Genomic DNA, 19,784 nt, shown 5'->3' with positions numbered 1-19,784 from the left:
CTTTATTCATCATCAGGGTATTCGATCGTTTTCGAGCTGACGACTTTATCATCCACCGTCACTTGATAATATCCTTTTTGACCTGGTTCAATCTTAAATTTAATGGTCCGTTCAGTCGGCGCAGTGATTTTAAAGCTTTCGTATGAATCAGAGATGCTATGCTCCGCATCATCAATGGAAATTTGGACATTCATCTCCTGCCCTTCCGCTTCTGGTTCATAAGGGATCGCAATCTTTTCAGTCACCGTTTTGGCTGGTTTTTCCTTCGGTCCAAGAGAGAATGTAATCTTGACCGTGTCACCTGGTTTAACAGCCGTCCCTGCTCCCGGTTCCTGCTTCATGACCTCACCTTTTGGCACATCGTCAGAATGCGCTTCTTTTTCATCGAGCTTTAAACCGTTATCCTCTAAATAATTCGATGCCGCTTGCTTACTATACGTCGTTAAATCACGTAATGTAATATCGGCAGGACCTATGCTGACAGTCAACGTGACCTCTTCATCTGCTGCTACAAGCTCAGTATTCGCTGAAGGACTCTGTTCCATGACAATCCCAGACTCGGTGTCATTATCATTCACTTCCTCCACAACGACCTGTTTAAACCCTTTTTTCTCTAATATTTCTTTTGCTTTATCGACCTTTTCGCCTGTAACATCAGGTAATTCGGTCTTTTCCTTGCCAGTACTTTCGTAAAGCTGAATCTCTGTTCCTTCTTTGACCTTTGTGCCGATTTTCGGGTCTGTTTTGACGACGAGACCTTTTTCAATTTTCTCATCAGCGATCTCTATTGACTCCGAAGCGACGGTGAACCCAGCTTTCTTTAAGGTATCTTCTGCTTTTTCAACCGTCATGCCAGATACGTCTGTGACTTCCACATCTTTTGGAAAAAGCAGCCCTGGAAACACAGTGATGGCTAAAATTGTCGCAGCAGTCAATATAAATAAGATGGATGCCACAATCCATGGCCATTTTTTTCGTTTCTTTTTCGGCTTTTGTTTCTTTTTTTTCTTCGGTTTTTGAGCCGAGTGGACGGATGTTTTTTCATTGTCTTGATCAATTTGATGATCTTGAATGATTGGGATCGCTTTCGTTGCTTCATGGTCTTCTTCAATAACAAAGCGTTTTTCTTTTAGTCTGGCTGGATCGAAAGCGGTTTTTAAGTCTTTTTGCATTTCAGATGCATCTTCATATCGATAAAATGGATCTTTGGCCATCGCCTTTAAAATGATGTTTTCCACGCTTTGTGGAACAGAAGGATTCCATCTTCTCACAGATGGTGGCTCTGATTGCAAATGCTTCAGTGCAACACTGACAGCCGATTCCCCTTCAAATGGCATGCGTCCTGAGATGAGTTCATAGAGCACAATCCCAAGCGAATAGATGTCTGACTTTTTCGTTGCAAGTCCCCCGCGTGCTTGTTCTGGAGACAAGTAGTGCACGGAGCCTAGGACAGAATTTGTATGGGTAATGGTCGCTGAGCTGAGTGCCATGGCAATCCCAAAATCAGTGACTTTGATGTTCCCCATATTGTCTATTAATATATTGTGAGGCTTAATGTCACGGTGAACGAGCTGTTTCGCATGGGCTTCTTCCATCGCCGCAACGACTTGCTCCATGATGCGAACGGCTTCTTTCGGATGAAGCGGGCCATTGGCGTGTATGTATTCCTTCAGCGTCATTCCCTCGACATATTCCATGACAATATAATAAATGTCATCTTCTTCCCCGACATCGTAGATGCTGACAATATTCGAATGATCTAAGCTTGCAGCTGACTGCGCTTCCCTCCGGAAACGTCTAATAAAATCATCATCGCTCGCAAAGTCAAACCGCAAAATTTTAATCGCTACTTCGCGATCTAAAATCATATCCTCCGCCAAATAGACGTTTGCCATTCCGCCTCCGCCTATGACGCGAAGAATCTGATAACGGCCGCTGATCCTTTTTCCGATCAACACTTGCTGTCACCCTCCTCTGGCTGGGAGGAGATTTCTAACAATACTGCTGTAATGTTATCTTCACCGCCGTTGTCATTCGCTGTTTGTATTAACTCTGTTACTTTTTCCTCTGGTGCGGTCGTTTGCGTTAATATATGAGTCAAATTCTCTTCTTCTACTTTATTCGATAGACCATCTGAGCAAAGCAAGATTTGATCTCCTGGGTCCACTTCAAAAGTGCGTGCATCAATTTGAACACGTTTATCTGTTCCTAATGCTTTCGTGAGCACATTTTTTCTTGGATGATATTCTGCATCCGCTTTTGAAATTTCACCCGTTTTCACAAGCTCATTCACGAGTGAATGATCATCTGTTAATTGGGTCAGCGCTCCTTCTCTTAGCAGGTAGCAGCGGCTGTCTCCAATATGCGCAATTGTGACCGTTTGCAAATGAACGAGCGCGCATACAATGGTCGTCCCCATTCCTTGGCACTCCTCATTGTTTTGCGCATGTTCATAAACTTGGTCATTAATGTCACTGATTTTTGAGATTAACCAGCTTTCTTGATCGGCTGGCTTTTCTGGAATTGAAGATGTTTCTTCCCAGTATTCTTTTAAAGAAGAGACTGCCATCTTGCTGGCGACATCACCAGCAAGATGACCTCCCATGCCGTCTGCTACAACAGCGAGAAGTGAATCTTCTTTTGCTTCAAAAATACCTGCATCATCTTCATTATGCTGACGGACTTTTCCTGTATCGGTAAGAAAGGCTGCCCTTATCAACATTCGTCACCTCGTCTCTTCCTGACGCTCCTTCGCTCTTAGCTGACCGCAAGCAGCATCAATGTCATGGCCTTGCTCTCGTCTAATCGTTACGTTTACGCCTCGTTCTTTCAGCGTTTTTTCAAATAGGAAGATTTGTTCTCTAGGTGTTCTCACATAATCTCTCTCTGGTACATAGTTCACCGGAATGAGGTTCACGTGGCACTTAATTCCTTTTAATAGGTCTGCAAGTTCTTCTGCATGGTGAACTTGATCATTTACTCCGCCAAACAGGCCGTATTCAAAGCTGACACGTCTACCCGTCTTTTGAATGTAGTATTCGATGGCTTCCATTAATTTTGGCAGCTTATATGCCTTATTGATCGGCATTAGGCGGCTTCTGATCTCTGTGTTCGGTGCGTGCAATGACACAGCAAAGTTGATTTGCATTTGCTCATCAGCGAATTGATAGATCTTTGGAATGATTCCGCTTGTCGAAACCGTAATATGGCGTGCACCAATATTTAAGCCATGATCATGGTTGATGATTTTAAGGAAAGCAAGCATTTCTTCAAAGTTATCAAACGGTTCGCCAATTCCCATGATGACAACAGAGCTGACTCTCTCGTCTGTTTCGTCAAGTGCCTGCTGTACTTTCAATACTTGTGCAACGATTTCTCCGGCTTCAAGGTTTCGTTTTAAACCGCCAAGTGTAGATGCACAGAATGTACAGCCAATTCTACAGCCAACCTGTGTTGTCACGCAGACAGAGTTTCCATATTCATGACGCATAAGCACTGTTTCAATTGTATAACCATCATGCAGTTCAAATAAAAACTTGATCGTTCCGTCTTGAGACGTTTGTTTGATCACGGTTTTTAATGTTGTGATTGTAAATTGAGCTTTTAATTTTTCTCTTAAATCTTTGGAGAGGTTAGACATTTCATCAAAGGATGTCACACGTTTCTCATAAAGCCACTCAAAAATTTGCGCTGCGCGGAAAGGCTTTTCGTCTTGTTCTTTTAACCATTCTTTCATTTCGTGAAGCTCAAATGAATAGATCGACGGCATATCTGTTTTCAGTTCTTTTCTTACTTTTTGTTCTGTCATTTTTTATCCCTTCTTTCTCATGCTGCAAATAAAGAAACCATCTGTTCCGAAATAATGAGGAAGAATTTGCACACTTCCGTTTTGAACAAACGGAGCAACCTGCTCAGGCAGCCGTTCATTAAGAGATAGATCGGGTTCGAAGTCTTGGTGTTCTTGTAAAAACGCATGGATCACTTGTTGATTTTCTGTTGGGTCCATTGTACATGTACTATATACAAGGGTTCCGCCAGGCTTTAAAAGCGGAGCTGTTTCTTTTAAGATTGCCTGCTGAATTGCAGCAAGCCTTGCTGAGTCTTCTTTAGACTTTGTATATTTCATATCTGGTTTTCGTCTAATGACGCCAAATCCAGAACACGGCGCATCAATCAGAATCCGGTCAAATGAAGCTTCGCTGTAATCGCCCTTTGCTTTCCTTGCATCAAGCGCTTTTGCCTCAATTTGAGTAAGGTTCAGACGTTTTGCTGCTTGTTTGATGAGTTTCACTTTATGTTCGTGCAAATCAAGTGAAACAATTTGTCCTTCGTCATTCATACGCTCTGCGATATGTGTTGATTTTCCGCCTGGAGCCGCACAGGCGTCAAGCACAGCTTCTCCCGGCTGAGGGTCTAGTGCTCTTGCGACAAGCATTGAGCTTTCATCTTGAATGGTCACATAGCCTTCTTGAAAAGAAGGGGTTGAAACGATGGACCCTTTCATCAGCTTAAGTGCATCTTCTGATAAGTCGCCAAGCTCCGTTTCAATTCCGGCATCCAGCAGTTCTTGCTGCAGTGCTGCGCGGCCGGTTTTCAATCGATTGACACGAAGGGTTTGCTTTGGCGGCACTAAATGAATGCGGCACATGCTTTCTGCCGCTTCAAATCCGTACGACTGAACCCATTCCTGCACGAGCCATAATGGGTGGCTTGTCTCAATCGAAAGCCGCTTGACTGGATCTTTGATGTCATCAAAAGCCGGAACGCCTTCTCTTTGCACGGATCGAAGAACGCCGTTCACAAGTGAAGATATGCCCTTGTGCCCTCTCTTTTTCGTTAGCTCAACTGCTTCATGGATGGCTGCACGATCTGGAATCTTTTCAAGGTACACCATTTGATAAAGGGACATCCGCAAAAGTTGCATGACCCACGGAGCCACCTTTTGCGGTTTTTTCACAAATGGTGCCAGCATATAATCTAATGCCAGCTTGTTTTGCAGTGTACCGTACACAAGCTCTGTTAAGAGCGGTTTGTCCTGATCTGCCAAGTCTTTGTCTTTCATGACTGACTGCAAAAGTAAATTACTGTAAGCTTGGTTTTGTTCGAGTTTGATTAAAGCGTCCAGCGCTACTTCTCTCACATTACTTTTCTTCATTCATTAACCCTAATTTCTGTCCCATTTCGATATTTGCGCCTCTTAGGAAGTCTTCGCCGCTCATTTTTTTCTTACCAGCTGGCTGTACACCTGTTAATAAAAGGCCTTGTTTATTCCCAGTTCCAATGACTGGACCTTCTTTTTGAAGCTCAATCACTTTCCCAGGTTCTTCTTGCGCTTCGAGTGGAACTTTTTTCGCTTCCCATACTTTTAGATGAGCCCCGTTCCATTCAGTATAGGCAACTGGCCACGGATTTAAGCCGCGAACTTGGTTGTAAAGCTCTTCACCAGTTTTTGCCCAATCTATTCTTTCTTGCTCCCGCTTAATATTAGGTGCGTACGTTGCCGCTTCTTCATTTTGCGGAATTGGCGAAATAGATCCGCTCAGAACATTTGGCACAGTATCTTTCAATAGTGCAGCGCCTGCAACACTTAATTTGTCATGCAATGTTCCGACATTGTCTAATTCGTCAATTTCTACTTCTACTTTACTGATCATGTCCCCTGCATCAAGTCGTTCCACCATGTACATGATCGTGACGCCTGTTTTCTTTTTGCCTTGAAGGATCGCATAATGGATCGGCGCGCCCCCTCTTAGTTCTGGCAGCAGTGAGGCATGTACATTGATACAGCCAAACTGAGGTTCATCTAGTAATCGTTTTGGCAAAATTTGTCCAAATGCCGCCGTGACAATTAAATCCGGCTTTAAGGCAAGCACTTTATCAATTTCTTCATCAAGGCGCACCTTTTCAGGCTGCAAGACCGGAATGCCGTGCTTTAAGGCTTCCACTTTCACAGGAGGCGGCGTGAGTACTCGTTTTCTGCCTTTCGGGCGATCTGGCTGCGTGACGACCCCGACAACTTCGTATCCTTCTGTTATGAGTGTCTGCAGCACAGGTACTGAGAAATCAGGGGTTCCCATAAATATAATACGTGCCATTTTCTTCACCCTTCCATTTCCGCAAGTTCTTTTTCTGTATAGGTTTGAATGATTTTCGACGTAAATAATATCCCGTCTAAATGATCAATTTCGTGCAATAAGGCTCTTGCTAAAAATCCTTCTGCTTCTATTGTAAATGGTTTGCCTTTCTTATCAAAGGCTTTTACCTTCACATAGCTCGGTCTTTCTACTGTGCCGTATAAAGATGGAAAGCTGAGGCAGCCTTCAATATCTGTTTGACTTCCTTTTATTTCAAGAACCTCAGGATTCACTAAATCAATTCTGCCAGGTTCTTCTCCGATATCGACAACAGCAATTCTTTGTGAAATGCCAATTTGTGGTGCTGCTAGTCCGACTCCATCTAGCTCAAGCATTGTATCATACATATCATCAAGCAGTTTTTTGAGCTTTTTATCGAACGTATCGACAGGCTCTGCCTTTTGTTCAAGTACTTCTGCCGGATGCATGACTATTGGTTTTACTGCCACTTAAAGCCCTCCGTTTTACATCATCATATATGGATTCATATCTATTGAAATCATCAATTGTTTTTGTTCCATTTCCTTTTGATAATGATCTTGTATTTTCCGTAGTAAACTTGCCAGTTCATTTTCCCTTTTGTATTTTATCACGCATTGATATCGATATCTATCTTTGATCTTAGCGATTGGTGATGCAGCCGGACCAAGAATTCTTGTATTCGGTGCACAGTTCATTTTGAGGAACTGAACAATTTGATCCGTGACATGTGCTGCCTTCGTCACTTCCTCATGTGATACTGTCACCATCGCCAAAAAGTAATACGGCGGATAGGACTGGTGGCGGCGATGCAGCATCTCCTGTTCATAAAAGGCTTCGTAGTCATGCTGCTTCGTTAATTCAATACTATAGTGAGAAGGCGTATACGATTGAATGATCACAGAGCCCTCTTTTTCATGTCGTCCTGCCCTGCCGCTGACCTGCGTGAGAAGCTGAAATGTTTTTTCACTTGAACGGAAATCAGGGATATGAAGAGACGTATCCGCACTTAGAACACCAACAAGTGTGACATCTGGGAAATCTAGCCCTTTTGCAATCATCTGCGTCCCAAGCAAAATATCTGCTTCTTTATTGCCAAAAGATGTGAGGAGCTTTTCGTGAGCACCTTTACGAGACGTTGTATCCACATCCATTCGGATGACTCTTGCCTCTGGCAGTACTTTTGTCAGCTCTTCTTCTACACGCTGCGTACCCGTACCAAAATAGCGAATATGCTCACTATGGCATTCTGGACATTCAGCTGGCACCGGTGCCTCGTGACCGCAATAATGGCATTTCAGCCGTTTTTGATAGCGGTGATAGGTGAGAGAAATTTCGCAATGAGGACATTGCTCCACATATCCGCAATCACGGCACATCACAAAGGATGAATAGCCCCTTTTATTCAGAAATAAGACGGCTTGTTCTTTTCTTTCAAGCACTTCCTTTAATCTGAGCATTAATTCTTCTGAAAACATGGACCTGTTGCCATTTCTCAATTCTTCTCTCATATCAATTAACGAAACGTGCGGCAGCTGCTGCTGGTTGACTCGGTTTTTGAGCGTCAACAATGTAAACACGCCTTTTTTGGCACGCGCATAGGTTTCAAGTGAAGGAGTTGCACTACCTAAAACAACTGGGCAACGATGCCTTCTGGCTCGTTCAATGGCGACGTCCTTGGCATGATAACGAGGCATTTCCTCTTGTTTATAAGAAGATTCATGCTCTTCATCTATGATAATCATGCCTAGATTTTCAAATGGTGCGAAAACAGCCGATCTCGCGCCCACGACAAGTTTGACTTCCTTGCGGTGGATTTTCCGCCATTCATCATATTTTTCCCCTGTCGATAAGCCGCTATGAAGTACAGCCACATTTGAACCGAATCGTTCTTTAAACCTCTGAACCATTTGAGGGGTTAACGAGATTTCTGGAACGAGGACGATCGCTTCTTTTCCTTTTTGTAGGGCATGATCAATCGTCTGCAAGTAAATCTCCGTTTTACCGCTTCCTGTCACCCCGTGCAGCAGAAAGGTTTCATGCCGGTCGTCACTGACTGCTTGATGAATATGTTTTGCCGCTTCTGCTTGTTCTGGCATAAGGTCAAGTGAAGCAGAAGGTGTAAATGCCCGGTCACGATAAGGATCCCGGTAGACCTCTTCATAGCTTTCTGTTAGCAGCCCCTCTTGAATAAAGGTTTTAAGCGTTTGAGAACTCGCGCCTGTTTGCTGCTGCAAGTCTTTCGCTAAAAAGGTCGTCTCACTCGCTTGAAGCAAAAAGGAGAGCAGAGCCTTTTGTTTCACCGCATTTTTCTTCAGCTGCTGCTGTTTTTCTTCAAGCTTATCTTTTGATGCAGCTAGTTGGAGCGTGCGCACTTTTTTCTTTCCAGATTTTTGCGAGACGTGATACCTTACCTCTAAATGACCTTTTTGGACATGCTTTTGAATCTGTTTTAGTTGTTCGGCTGGGATGTCAGCGTAAAGAATGCTGTCTCGCTGACCGAAAAGCTCTTTCAATGACTGCGGAAGTTCTTCATCTGACAGCACTTGAATTTCTTTTTCATACTTCGCCTTCATGGCTGCAGGCAGCATCGATTGAAGTGCCGTAATGTGATAGGACAATGTTTTTTCCGTCAGCCAGTGGGAAAGCTCCAATAGCTCATCTGTCAGAACAGGTGATAAATCAAATAAATCGACAATGCCCTTTATGCTTCCTGTTTTTACATCTGTTTCTTCTTTGACTTTTGTCACAAACCCTTGAATCTTCCTCGGGCCAAAGGGGACGACCACCCTCATTCCCGCTTTGACGAGATCTTTGAATCGATCTGGTACACGGTAATCGAATGGCCGGTCAATGGCTTTCGTTGTGACATCTACGATGACTTCAGCAATCATGCGCGATCACGCTCTTTTGGCAACAGCTGTTTTGCCTCCTTTAAGATTTCAAAAGCGAGGTCTTTTTTGCTCATCATCGGCAGTTCTGTTGTTGTACCATCTGCTTTGATGATTGCTGCTACATTTGTGTCTGTGCCAAAACCTGCACCTTCTTTTGTGACATTGTTGGCTACAATCATATCTAAATGCTTGGATTCGATTTTCTTTTTCGCATAATATTCTACATCCTGCGTTTCAGCTGCAAAACCGACAAGCACTTGATGCTCTTTTCTTTTCCCCAGCTCTTTTAAAATATCTTTTGTCCGGGTGAATTCAATTTCTAAGCCGCCGTCCTGTTTTTTCATTTTATGAGGATATGAGGTCACAGGGGTATAGTCGGCGACTGCTGCTGATTTAATGACAAGGTCCGCTTCCTCGTACACAGCTAATGAGGCTTGATACATGTCCTCTGCCGATTCAACGTGTACCACATGTACATGATCAGGTGCCGTTAAAGAAACAGGTCCTGAAATAAGCGTGACATCAGCCCCCATCTGCTGCGCAGCCTCTGCAATTGCATAGCCCATTTTTCCTGACGATCGATTTGTAAAGAAACGCACAGGATCGATGACTTCTCGTGTAGGACCTGCTGTCACCACGACTTTTTTACCTGAAAGTGGTAAATTTTTTAGCTCTTCAAAAAATGCACGGATGTGCTCAACTATTTTTTCAGGCTCCTCTAATCGCCCTTTTCCAATATAGCCACAGGCTAAATAACCTTCACTCGGTTCAATAAACCGGTAGCCGTCCTCATATAATGTGCGAATGTTCCGCTTTACAGCCGGGTGATCATACATATGCACATTCATAGCTGGTGCGATCCATACAGGAGCAGTTGAAGCAAGTAAGGTCGTCGTGAGCATATCATCTGCAAGCCCTGCCGCCATTTTGCCAATCGTATGTGCTGTTGCAGGGGCAACAAGAATGAGGTCGGCCCAGTCAGCTACGTCAATATGCGCAATGACTTTTGGATTGTTTTCTTTAAATGTATCCACATACACCTCATGCCTAGACAGTGCTTGGAAGGTAAGCGGAGACACAAACTCACGGGCAGATTCTGTCATAATCACTCTTACATTTGCGCCCGCCTGTACGAGTTTACTAGTAAGTGCAGCTGCTTTATATACGGCGATTCCTCCGCTGACGCCGAGCAAAATATTTTTTGACTGTAACATTCGTTTGTCCCCCTTAACGGCCTTTTTCACAAATTCGTCTACAATTCAAAAAAGTCAAAACCAATCATAGTTTTGACTTTTTTGAACGTATCGTATCTGCATAGCAGAAGCGATGTGTTATTCTTGATCCTCTTTTTCAAATGTCAAAAGACCGGCATCAATTTCTTCAAGTGCTTTGCCTACAAATTTGTAAGACTTTGTATTTTCAATTTGCTGATCTTGATGGATCTGCATTTCACGTGCACGGCGTGCAGACACTGTCACAAGTGTGTATTTTGAATCAAGTTTGTTCATCAATGAGTCAATTGAAGGATCTAACATAGTTTATTCTACCCCCAGCATTTTTTTATATCTTGGTGCGACTCTGTCTCTGCGCAGGTGTTCTGCAAGGACGATCGCTTTGATTCTTTCACAAGCAAGCTCGACATCATCGTTTTCCACGACATAGTCGTAAGCATCCATCATTTCAATCTCTTCTTTTGCAGCAGCCATTCGATTTCGAATGAGCTCCTCAGACTCTGTACCACGTGTAATGATGCGGTTCTGAAGTTCTGAAAGACTAGGCGGTGCAAGGAAAATAAAAAGACCTTCTGGGAATGCTTCTCTTACTTGAAGTGCACCTTGCACTTCGATTTCAAGGAAAACATCTTTTCCTTCGCTTAATGTCTGTTCTACATAGTCAACAGGCGTGCCGTAGTAATTCCCGACATACTCTGCCCATTCTAACAGCTTTTTGTTTTCAATCATATGTTCAAATTCTTCCCTGGATTTAAAGAAATAATCGACACCATTTCTTTCACCTTCACGCGGTTTACGTGTTGTCACAGAAATTGAGTATTCAAATTTCGTATCTTTCTGGGAGAAAATGGCTTGTCTGACCGTTCCTTTTCCAACTCCCGAAGGTCCAGAGAGAACGATTAATAGTCCTCTTTCTTTCATAATGGCGTATTACCCCTGCCCTTCATCTATGATTTCTTCTTTTACAGAAAGTCTTTGCGCGACAGTCTCAGGCTGAACGGCAGATAAGATGACATGGTCACTGTCCATAATGACAACAGCACGGGTTCTTCTTCCGTATGTAGCATCTATGAGCATGCCTCGATCTCTTGCGTCTTGTATCATTCGTTTAATCGGTGCTGATTCCGGACTGACGATCGAAATCATCCGATTCGCTGAAATGATGTTTCCAAATCCGATATTGATCAACTTTATGGTCATCTTCTAACGTCCCCCTGTATTATAAACGTCTCTAGTCTCGCCGAAAGAGACGTACTGTAAACAGCATACACAATGACTATTCTATATTTTGCACTTGTTCTTTTATTTTTTCAATAGCACTTTTCATTTCAACCACCAGCTTTGTTAAGTGATGATGGTTCGCTTTTGAGCCAATGGTGTTCACTTCACGGTTGAGCTCCTGTACAAGAAAATCAAGTTTTCTGCCAGCAGCACCGCCTTGCATCAAGATTTGCTGGAATTGCTGAAAGTGACTTTTCAATCTCGTAATTTCTTCTGTAATGTCACAGCGGTCAGCAAAGATCGCAGCCTCTGTTGTCAATCTGCTTTCGTCAAGCGCCTCTCCGATCCATTCTTGCAATCTCTGATTGAGCCTGTCTTTATACTGACTCACAACCTCTGGTGCAAAGACTTTGATTTCTTCTGTATAGGCCTCTAATTCAGAAAGCCTCAGCTCACAGTCTTTTTGAAGTGATGTTCCCTCCTGCTCTCTCATGAAGCAAAGCTCCTTGACAGCCGTTTCACAAGCTTCCATCAGCAATTGCTCTAATTGCTCATTTCGGCTGGACGATTCTTCTACTTGAACGGCATGCTCTAGCCCCAGTAAGTCATGTGCATGCTGAATGCCTGAAATGTGATAGCGTTTCTCGAGATCTTTTGCGGCTTTCATGTATTCATCAAGCAGCGGCCAGTCGATCTGCAAGGACCGGCTTGCTAGTTTACCGCCTTCAATCGTAACAAACAACTCAATTCTACCACGCTGCACGTGACGAAGAATGATTTTTTTTAATATGTCTTCGAAATATAAAAGCGGCCTCGGCAAACGGGCATGAACCTCTTTAAAACGGTGATTGACCGATTTTAACTCAACTGACACTGTCAGTTCTCCATCCGTTTTACTCGCTTGACCGAATCCCGTCATACTGCGTATCATGTCAAAACACCCAATTCTTTCATATTAATAAATGAAAAAGGTAATAGCAGACACTATTACCTCAAAATTATACCATAACGAATTATTTTTTTCTTGTCAAAAGTGATCCTGCCAGTAAAAAAGTTGGCAGTGCAGACATACCGATGATCAACAGCCAATCAATTGGTGCAATCGCCACCGTTTTGAAAATCGGCTGAAGCGGCGGATAATAAATGACCACAAACATCAGTAAAAGTGATGACAAAACCGCACCGATTAAGTAGAGATTCCCGAATGGATTGCGTTCAAAGATAGATCGTTCACTTCGGCAGTCAAATACATGAATGAGCTGCGCCAACACAAGCGTACTAAATGCAACAGTCTGTGCATATGGCAGGTTGTTTGGATCACGGTGATACACAAACATAAATGCTAAAAGGGTCGCAAGTCCAATGAGGAACCCTCTAGATACAACCTTCCAGCCGAGCCCTCTAGCAAAAATCCCCTCTTTCATATTCCTCGGCTTCCTTTTCATGACATCGCCTTCTGGCTTATCCATACCAAGCGCCATCGCCGGAAGACCATCTGTGACAAGGTTGACCCATAAAATTTGAATAGGAACGAGAGGAAGCGGAAGCGCTAGAAGCATCGCAAACAGCATAACCAAAATTTCTCCCACATTTGATGCGAGCAAATAGCGAACAAATTTACGAATGTTTTCATAAATATTTCGGCCTTCTTTAATGGCCGATTTAATGGTCGCAAAGTTGTCATCAAGTAAAATAAGAGAGGACGCTTCCTTGGCTACGTCTGTTCCAGTGATGCCCATGGAGATACCGATATCTGCTTGCTTAATTGCAGGCGCATCATTGACCCCGTCACCTGTCATCGCTACAATATGTCCATTTTTTTGATAAGCCTTCACAATTCTCAGCTTATGCTCCGGTGATACCCGTGCAAAGACGTATACATTTTCAGCCGTTTGCTCAAGCTCTTTGTCACTCAGCTGATCCAGCGCTTTTCCGTCGAGCACCTTTCCTTGCTTTGGTAAAAGGCTCAAGTCTTTTGCGATCGCTTTGGCTGTTTCCACGTGATCCCCTGTAATCATGACTGTTTTTATGCCCGCATCCCTACACTCTTTAATCGCTCGTCTCACTTCAGGACGAGGCGGGTCGATCATGCCCTCTAGTCCGATAAATGTTAAATCAGTTTCAGCCTGCTGGACAGTGGTGATTTTCTCTGTCAGACCAACTTTTTTATACGCAATGGCAATCGTTCTCAGCGCTTGTCTTGCTAATCCTTGAATCGCAGCCTCTGTTTCTTGCCTGTGAGTGGTTGAAAATGAAGCTGTGCGTCCGCCGTGCATGATATGGCTTGAACGGTTCATCAAGACATCCGGCGCACCTTTTGCAATGACGTACCGCTCTTTTTGATTCGTTTCGACGACGACTGACATCATCTTTCTTTCTGAATCAAAAGGAAACTCTTCTACTACGTGAAATCCTGCTTCAATGAATTGCTCTGTAAAACCCGCTTTACGTGCTGCGGTGAGAAGTGCCCCCTCTGTCGGATCACCATCAAGCCTCATTTCGCCATCTTTTTCAACGATGGTCGATGTATTACAAAGCGCCCCGTATAATAACACCTTTTGCAGGCTTGGATGTTTGTCTACATGGACAAGTTCTCCGTTCAAGGTGAAATCACCAGATGGCTCATAGCCCGTACCAGAAATATTCCACGTTTTGCCCTCTGCCCATACATGGGTCACAGTCATTTTATTTTGCGTCATGGTTCCTGTTTTGTCTGAGCAAATAATCGACGCACAGCCAAGAGTCTCCACCGCCGGGAGCTTTCTGACAATCGATTTTTGTTTGATCATCCGCTGTACTCCTAAGGAAAGTGCGACGGTGACAATCGCCGGCAGCCCTTCAGGAATGGCAGCAACCGCAAGAGATACTCCCGCCAGGAACATATGATACAAATCATGTCCTTGCACAATGCCAAGAACCACAACGAGCACAGTTAAAAATAAAGCAGCCACAATGAGGATTTTCCCCAGCTGTTCGAGACGTCTTTGCAGCGGTGTTTCCATATTCCCTGCTGCATCCAGCATGCCGGCAATTTGTCCCATCGCTGTATTCATTCCTGTACCAATGACAACGCCCATGCCGCTTCCTCTAGTGACAAGCGTCCCCATAAAGGCCATGTTCGTCAAATCTCCAAGCGAGACATGATTACTAGAAAGCGGACTTGCGTGTTTGACTGCTGGAATGGATTCGCCAGTGAGAGCAGACTCCTCGATTTCCAGGCTCTTTGTTTCTAGTAATCTAATATCTGCCCCAATCCGGTCTCCACTTGAAAATTTCACAATATCCCCTGGCACGAGATGTTTGGACGGGATCTTGATCCATTCATTATTTCTCTTTGCATATACATGCGGGGTTGATAATTCCTTTAGCGCTTGAAGGGATTTTTCCGCCCGGCGTTCTTGATAAAATCCGAGCACTCCATTAATTAGAACAATCGCTACAATGGCGACTGCATCAATGTATTCGCCTAGAAAAGCAGAAATGATCGTTGCTGCAAGCAAGATTAACACCATAAAGTCTTTAAATTGCGCTAAAAAAATGATCAGAGCCGACGCCTTTTTCCCTTCTTGCAATTCATTTGGCCCGTGTTTTTCAAGCCGTTTTTGTACATCTTTTTCTGACAGTCCGTCACCTATCGATGTATTCATTGTTTTTAATAAATCGGTTTGGTTCAGTTCATGCCAATTCATTTGACCTCGTCCACTCCTCTTTTGTTCTCTCTCATATGCAGTGTTCTATAAGCCAGTTTATTCAGACTCGTCCTAAATCATGCTATAATAATAAGACTGCCTAAAGAACGAGAAATGAAAGGTTCTTTCAGTAGATTTGTGTGAAAGAAGAGGGTGTATCCAACATGTCATTTGACGGCATTTTTACATATGGTATGACAAATGAATTGCAAGAGACATTAACTGGTGGAAGAATTTCAAAAATTCATCAGCCATATAAGCACGAGTTGATTTTTCATATCCGGGCAAACGGAAAAAATCACAAGCTCCTTTTATCCGCTCATCCGAGCTACGCTAGAGTGCAGCTCACAGAGCAGCAATATGACAATCCAAGCGAACCTCCAATGTTTTGTATGCTCCTTAGAAAACATCTTGAGGGCGGATTCATTGAGCGTTTCGAACAAATTGGATTTGACCGTGTGATCGTACTTCATGTACGAAGTCGCAATGAAATTGGCGACGAACAGACTCGAAAGCTCTACATTGAAATCATGGGAAGGCATAGTAATTTGATTCTTGTCGAAGATGACACGCAGCAGATCATCGATGGCTTGAAGCATCTTTCTCCATCTGTGAACAGCTATCGAACAGTGCTTCCTGGTCACGAATACCTTCTGCCGCCTGCGCAGCAAAAATTAAATCCGTTTGCAGTAACGAAGGACGATATTTTAAAGCATTTACGCTTTCAAGAAGGAATGATCGCAAAGCAAATTGTCGATTCATTCTCTGGGGTTTCTCCGCTGTTTGCAAAGGAAGCTGTACACAGGGCCGGTCTTGCCAATAAGGAAACGATTCCAAATACACTGCTCGACATGTTCCAGCTGATTCGCATGCATTCCTTTACCCCGCAGCTCACAAGAAAAGACGGGAAAGAATATTTCTATTTATTAGAACTGCAGCATGTCGATGGTGAAATAAAGACATTCGACTCTCTCAGCCAGCTGCTTGACCGCTTTTATTTCGGCAAAGCTGAAAGAGACAGAGTGAAACAACAAGCGTCTGACCTTGAACGGTTTGTCGTAAATGAAAAAAAGAAAAATGAAAACAAACTCAAAAAACTGAACAGAACCCTTGAAGAATCTCAAAATGCCCATAAATACCAGCTCTATGGCGAATTGCTAACAGCCAATTTATATGCCATCAAAAAAGGGGATAAAGAAGCGACTGTCATCAATTATTACGATGAAGATGGCGGAGAGATCACAATACCGCTCAAAACAAACAAAACCCCTTCTGAAAATGCGCAAGCATATTTCATAAAATATCAAAAGGCAAAAAATGCAGTAGAAGCGGTCAATGAGCAAATTGAGCGGACGCATGAAGAGATTGTTTATTTTGATGAGTTGATTCAGCAGCTCTCCTCTGCCTCACCGAGGGATTTAGAGGAAATGAGAGAAGAGCTTGTTGAAGGGAAATATTTACGCGCCAAACAAAAGCGTAACGCCAAAAAGAAAAAAACGGCGGCCATTCAGCTTGAAGCGTATGAATCGTCTCAAGGGATTCCGATATTAGTCGGAAAAAACAACAAACAAAACGAGTATTTAACCACAAAGGCGGCTGCCCGTGACGACATTTGGCTACACACGAAAGATATTCCTGGATCACATGTCGTCATCCGTCATCAAACGCCTGATGAACAGACGCTACTTGAAGCGGCTCAAATCGCTGCCTACTTCTCGAAGGCAAAAGAGTCGAGCTCCGTTCCTGTCGATTACACGAAAATCCGGCATATGAAAAAACCAAAGGGAGCCAAGCCCGGATTTGTGACGTATGATCAACAGCAAACATTATTTGTCACGCCTGACGAAGATGTGGTGCTAAAGCTGCGAAAATAATAAAAGCCGATAAAATCCTTTCAAGAGATTTTATCGGCTTTTTCTTTGTTGTTTTTTTCTTTCGATATAGAGAGCATCAAGTGCATCTACATCCTCTTGTTCAAGCAATGTCTCAATTTCCGCAGCCAGCTGTTTTGTCCGGGCTGGGCTTGCACCGCTTGTAGAGACTGAAATCGTCACTTTCCCTGCTTTGACCACCTTTGGCACGATCACATTGCCAAGCTCTGATTGACTCACACAATTCACAAGCTGGTGAGGCCGTGCTGTTTGTGCAATCCATTCATTTACCACCGGATCATTTGTAGCAGCGACAATGAAAAATGCATCCTCTACATCTTGAGCTTCCACTTTCTTTTCTTTCCAATTCAGGTTGTATGTATCAATGAGACGTGCCATCTCTTTAGAAATGTCAGGACTCACGATGGTGATGTGGCAAGGCTCTATGCATAGCGCCTCTGCCCTTCTTGCGGCTATTTTTCCACCGCCGGCGATGAGCACTTGTTGATTGGTTAAATCAAGATGGACTGGAAGCATGGCTTTCTCCTTGGAAATGAAACGCATCGTCTTTGTTTAAAATGGTTTCTTGCACGCGTTCAATATAAGCTGCTTTTACATGCGGATGAAAGCCAATATACCGGCATACCCGGACATCTTTCAGCCTCTCTCTCGCCTGAGCCGCTTCGCTTTCAATCTCTTTCATTAAAATACCCGTAAACAACAAGTAAGGAACGAGATAGACAGGCGTATCATCATCTGCTGTTAATTGCGCCAGAACATCTCGGTAATTTGGCTCACATGCTGTAATAAAACATGGCAAGACCTCAGCAAGAGGCAGCAGGCGCCGGACATCGTCCGCAATGCCAAACACATCTCGCTTCACATCTGGATCAGAGCTTCCGCGGCCAATTAAAAGAATCCGTGCTTTCCCGCCTTGATATCCTGCTTCTTCAATTCTTGCAGCAACTGCTTTTGTCACTTCTTGATTGACCCCAATTGGTTTCCCGTATGTGACCTTCACTTGCGGGTATCGTTTTTGAACTTTCTCAATCTCAACTGGAATATCCGATTTAGCATGCATAGCAGTTAAAAGGAGGAGCGGGACAATCGCAATGTGTGTAGCTCCTTTTTTCACACAGGCTTCAAAACCTTCCTCTATAGAAGGGGCTGTCAGTTCTAAAAAACAAATTTCTTGTATTTCGGCTTCTACTAACGGCATACAGCTTTTCATAAAAGAAATGGCTTTATCTTGTGCTTCTTTTACCCTGCTTCCATGCCCAACATAAAGTACAGCTTGTTTCATGCGGCTCCTCCCTCTCACTTGTTTTGTTCAGACGAAAAGACACGATCAATGTACGTGTCTTGTCTTTATCAATCTCATTTCTCAATAAGGGCAGGTTCAAACCAGTTCAGCTTTTGGTGAAAATGAACGACATCTCCAACAACTATTAAGCTTGGATGCTCGATGCCTTCTTTTTCAACGGTTTCAGACAGTGTCGCCACAGTGCAGCAAGTCGTCTTTTGCCTCGTCGTGGTTCCCCAGTGTATAAACGCTGCTGGCGTTTCAGGATCACGTCCATTTTTTAAAAGAAGCTGCTGCACTCTTTCTACGTTTTTGACGCCCATGTAAATCACAAGGGTATCAATCCCCGTAGCCAGTGCCTCCCACTTTTCTTCAAAATGCTCATCTTTTTGATAGTGACCCGTGACAAACGCAACATTCGAGCTGAATTCACGGTGCGTCACAGGAATACCTGCATAAGCAGCTGCTGCAATACCAGAGGTAATCCCCGGGACAACTTCATATGGAATTCCGTGCTCAGCTAAGCATTCGATTTCTTCACCGCCGCGGCCAAATACAAAGGGGTCGCCGCCTTTCAGACGGACGACAACATTCCCTTCCTTTGCATGGGTCACAAGGGCTTCATTGATGGCTTCCTGTCTCATCGTATGATGATTCGGGAGCTTGCCGCAATAGATTAATTCCGCCTCGGGTTTGGCGTGGGCGAGTATTTCTTGATTGACAAGGCGATCATATAAAATGACATCTGCCTGCTGTATTGCCTTATGGGCTTTTAATGTAATTAAGTCTGGATCCCCAGGTCCAGCCCCCACAATGTATACTTTCCCCATCGTGCTTTTCTCCCCCTGCCATCAGGCGATTATTTCGCTCTTCCCTTTACATAATCAACAAGACGCTGTTTGGACTCTTCACGCGATAATTCACCTGTATCTAGAACGAGCTCAGGTGCAGCTGGCTCTTCATACGGTGAATCAATTCCGGTGAAAAATGGAATTTCACCATTTCTAGCTTTTTTATATAAACCCTTTGGGTCACGCTCTTCGCATACGTTCAGATCACATTTCACAAACACTTCGTGAAATTCTCCCGCTTCAACTAACTGTCTGACAATGCGGCGGTCTTCTTGAAATGGTGAAATAAAAGCCGTGATGACAATCGTTCCTTGCTCAACAAATAATTTCGCCACTTCTCCGATACGTCGGATGTTCTCTTTTCTGTCATCATCTGAAAACCCTAAATCTTTATTCAGTCCATGTCGCACATTATCACCATCAAGAACAGTGACTTGATAACCTTGTTCAAACAGTTCTCTAGCCGCTGCATTTGCGATTGTTGATTTACCTGATCCACTTAGACCTGTGAGCCAAATAATGCCGCTTTTATGATTGTTTTTTTGTTGATATTCTTTTTTTGTAATAGATGAATCATGCCACACGATATGTTCGTTGCTCATGTCATACC

Annotated in this window: 18 protein-coding genes; 1 reads left to right on the top strand and 17 read right to left on the bottom strand. The window is 43.6% G+C overall.

Annotated elements, in window-relative coordinates:
- Positions 1-2: 2 nt before the first annotated feature.
- The 13 genes from pknB to NST39_RS08070 form a co-directional block, all read right to left on the bottom strand.
- Positions 3-1,958: a Stk1 family PASTA domain-containing Ser/Thr kinase gene (pknB, locus tag NST39_RS08130; protein WP_341027834.1), complete on the bottom strand. Its 1,956-nt coding sequence runs from the start codon at positions 1,956-1,958 to the stop codon at positions 3-5.
- The gene (locus tag NST39_RS08125; protein WP_044141946.1) at positions 1,952-2,722 is read right to left on the bottom strand and encodes a Stp1/IreP family PP2C-type Ser/Thr phosphatase; all 771 of its coding nucleotides are present in this window, start codon (positions 2,720-2,722) and stop codon (positions 1,952-1,954) included. Before NST39_RS08125 ends, pknB begins: the two co-directional genes overlap by 7 nt.
- Positions 2,723-2,725: 3 nt before the next feature.
- Positions 2,726-3,808, bottom strand: a complete 1,083-nt coding sequence (rlmN, locus tag NST39_RS08120) for a 23S rRNA (adenine(2503)-C(2))-methyltransferase RlmN (protein ID WP_265208346.1) — start codon at positions 3,806-3,808, stop codon at positions 2,726-2,728.
- Positions 3,809-3,811: 3 nt separating this feature from the next.
- Positions 3,812-5,155 (bottom strand): 16S rRNA (cytosine(967)-C(5))-methyltransferase RsmB, encoded by a 1,344-nt coding sequence (rsmB, locus tag NST39_RS08115; RefSeq protein WP_113767653.1) that lies wholly within the window; start codon positions 5,153-5,155, stop codon positions 3,812-3,814.
- Positions 5,142-6,095, bottom strand: coding sequence for a methionyl-tRNA formyltransferase (gene fmt / locus NST39_RS08110; RefSeq protein ID WP_265208345.1), 954 nt, complete (start codon positions 6,093-6,095; stop codon positions 5,142-5,144). The genes rsmB and fmt overlap by 14 nt, the downstream gene beginning before the upstream one ends.
- 5 nt (positions 6,096-6,100) lie before the next feature.
- Positions 6,101-6,583: a peptide deformylase gene (def, locus tag NST39_RS08105; protein WP_003211767.1), complete on the bottom strand. Its 483-nt coding sequence runs from the start codon at positions 6,581-6,583 to the stop codon at positions 6,101-6,103.
- Positions 6,584-6,598: 15 nt separating this feature from the next.
- Entirely contained in the window at positions 6,599-9,007 is a 2,409-nt protein-coding gene (gene priA / locus NST39_RS08100; protein WP_341027831.1) for a primosomal protein N', read from the bottom strand.
- The gene (coaBC, locus tag NST39_RS08095; RefSeq protein ID WP_341027830.1) at positions 9,004-10,221 is read right to left on the bottom strand and encodes a bifunctional phosphopantothenoylcysteine decarboxylase/phosphopantothenate--cysteine ligase CoaBC; all 1,218 of its coding nucleotides are present in this window, start codon (positions 10,219-10,221) and stop codon (positions 9,004-9,006) included. The genes priA and coaBC overlap by 4 nt, the downstream gene beginning before the upstream one ends.
- A gap of 117 nt (positions 10,222-10,338) precedes the next feature.
- Positions 10,339-10,542: a DNA-directed RNA polymerase subunit omega gene (gene rpoZ / locus NST39_RS08090; RefSeq protein WP_003211647.1), complete on the bottom strand. Its 204-nt coding sequence runs from the start codon at positions 10,540-10,542 to the stop codon at positions 10,339-10,341.
- Between the two features lie 3 nt (positions 10,543-10,545).
- Complete coding sequence (gene gmk / locus NST39_RS08085) at positions 10,546-11,160, bottom strand: guanylate kinase (protein WP_044141952.1); 615 nt, start codon at positions 11,158-11,160, stop codon at positions 10,546-10,548.
- Positions 11,161-11,169: 9 nt separating this feature from the next.
- The gene (gene remA, locus NST39_RS08080; RefSeq protein ID WP_008344898.1) at positions 11,170-11,439 is read right to left on the bottom strand and encodes an extracellular matrix/biofilm regulator RemA; all 270 of its coding nucleotides are present in this window, start codon (positions 11,437-11,439) and stop codon (positions 11,170-11,172) included.
- A 76-nt stretch (positions 11,440-11,515) separates the two neighbouring features.
- The gene (locus tag NST39_RS08075; protein WP_065097253.1) at positions 11,516-12,391 is read right to left on the bottom strand and encodes a YicC/YloC family endoribonuclease; all 876 of its coding nucleotides are present in this window, start codon (positions 12,389-12,391) and stop codon (positions 11,516-11,518) included.
- An 82-nt stretch (positions 12,392-12,473) separates the two neighbouring features.
- On the bottom strand, positions 12,474-15,149 hold the full coding sequence (locus NST39_RS08070; RefSeq protein ID WP_065097252.1) for a calcium-translocating P-type ATPase, SERCA-type: 2,676 nt from the start codon (positions 15,147-15,149) through the stop codon (positions 12,474-12,476).
- A gap of 164 nt (positions 15,150-15,313) precedes the next feature.
- Here NST39_RS08070 and NST39_RS08065 point away from each other — a divergent pair, with 164 nt between their 5' ends.
- On the top strand, positions 15,314-17,023 hold the full coding sequence (locus tag NST39_RS08065; protein WP_341027828.1) for an Rqc2 family fibronectin-binding protein: 1,710 nt from the start codon (positions 15,314-15,316) through the stop codon (positions 17,021-17,023).
- A 30-nt stretch (positions 17,024-17,053) separates the two neighbouring features.
- Here NST39_RS08065 and NST39_RS08060 read toward each other — a convergent pair whose 3' ends face one another.
- The 4 genes from NST39_RS08060 to cysC form a co-directional block, all read right to left on the bottom strand.
- Positions 17,054-17,557, bottom strand: a complete 504-nt coding sequence (locus NST39_RS08060) for a precorrin-2 dehydrogenase/sirohydrochlorin ferrochelatase family protein (RefSeq protein ID WP_341027826.1) — start codon at positions 17,555-17,557, stop codon at positions 17,054-17,056.
- A complete protein-coding gene (locus tag NST39_RS08055) occupies positions 17,538-18,323 on the bottom strand; it encodes a sirohydrochlorin chelatase (protein WP_111911487.1) in 786 nt (261 codons plus the stop codon). Before NST39_RS08055 ends, NST39_RS08060 begins: the two co-directional genes overlap by 20 nt.
- A 74-nt stretch (positions 18,324-18,397) precedes the next feature.
- Positions 18,398-19,153: a uroporphyrinogen-III C-methyltransferase gene (gene cobA, locus NST39_RS08050; protein ID WP_065097248.1), complete on the bottom strand. Its 756-nt coding sequence runs from the start codon at positions 19,151-19,153 to the stop codon at positions 18,398-18,400.
- A 29-nt stretch (positions 19,154-19,182) separates the two neighbouring features.
- Complete coding sequence (gene cysC / locus NST39_RS08045; RefSeq protein ID WP_044141963.1) at positions 19,183-19,776, bottom strand: adenylyl-sulfate kinase; 594 nt, start codon at positions 19,774-19,776, stop codon at positions 19,183-19,185.
- Positions 19,777-19,784: the final 8 nt, after the last annotated feature.

The organism is Bacillus sp. FSL W8-0645 (assembly GCF_038007905.1).
GTDB lineage: Bacteria > Bacillota > Bacilli > Bacillales > Bacillaceae > Bacillus > Bacillus pumilus.
This window is presented reverse-complemented; position numbering and strand designations above follow the sequence as displayed.

Bases quoted from the DNA above. Each gene is read 5' to 3' on its own strand.
- rlmN (WP_265208346.1), bottom strand. From the start codon at position 3,808: ATGACAGAACAAAAAGTAAGAAAAGAACTGAAAACAGATATGCCGTCG.
- cysC (WP_044141963.1), bottom strand. From the start codon at position 19,776: ATGAGCAACGAACATATCGTGTGGCATGATTCATCTATTACAAAAAAA.
- coaBC (WP_341027830.1), bottom strand. From the start codon at position 10,221: ATGTTACAGTCAAAAAATATTTTGCTCGGCGTCAGCGGAGGAATCGCC.
- NST39_RS08075 (WP_065097253.1), bottom strand. From the start codon at position 12,391: ATGATACGCAGTATGACGGGATTCGGTCAAGCGAGTAAAACGGATGGA.
- rpoZ (WP_003211647.1), bottom strand. From the start codon at position 10,542: ATGTTAGATCCTTCAATTGACTCATTGATGAACAAACTTGATTCAAAA.
- rsmB (WP_113767653.1), bottom strand. From the start codon at position 5,155: ATGAAGAAAAGTAATGTGAGAGAAGTAGCGCTGGACGCTTTAATCAAA.
- gmk (WP_044141952.1), bottom strand. From the start codon at position 11,160: ATGAAAGAAAGAGGACTATTAATCGTTCTCTCTGGACCTTCGGGAGTT.
- NST39_RS08125 (WP_044141946.1), bottom strand. From the start codon at position 2,722: ATGTTGATAAGGGCAGCCTTTCTTACCGATACAGGAAAAGTCCGTCAG.
- remA (WP_008344898.1), bottom strand. From the start codon at position 11,439: ATGACCATAAAGTTGATCAATATCGGATTTGGAAACATCATTTCAGCG.
- cobA (WP_065097248.1), bottom strand. From the start codon at position 19,153: ATGGGGAAAGTATACATTGTGGGGGCTGGACCTGGGGATCCAGACTTA.
- priA (WP_341027831.1), bottom strand. From the start codon at position 9,007: ATGATTGCTGAAGTCATCGTAGATGTCACAACGAAAGCCATTGACCGG.
- NST39_RS08055 (WP_111911487.1), bottom strand. From the start codon at position 18,323: ATGAAACAAGCTGTACTTTATGTTGGGCATGGAAGCAGGGTAAAAGAA.
- NST39_RS08070 (WP_065097252.1), bottom strand. From the start codon at position 15,149: ATGAATTGGCATGAACTGAACCAAACCGATTTATTAAAAACAATGAAT.
- NST39_RS08060 (WP_341027826.1), bottom strand. From the start codon at position 17,557: ATGCTTCCAGTCCATCTTGATTTAACCAATCAACAAGTGCTCATCGCC.
- NST39_RS08065 (WP_341027828.1), top strand. From the start codon at position 15,314: ATGTCATTTGACGGCATTTTTACATATGGTATGACAAATGAATTGCAA.
- fmt (WP_265208345.1), bottom strand. From the start codon at position 6,095: ATGGCACGTATTATATTTATGGGAACCCCTGATTTCTCAGTACCTGTG.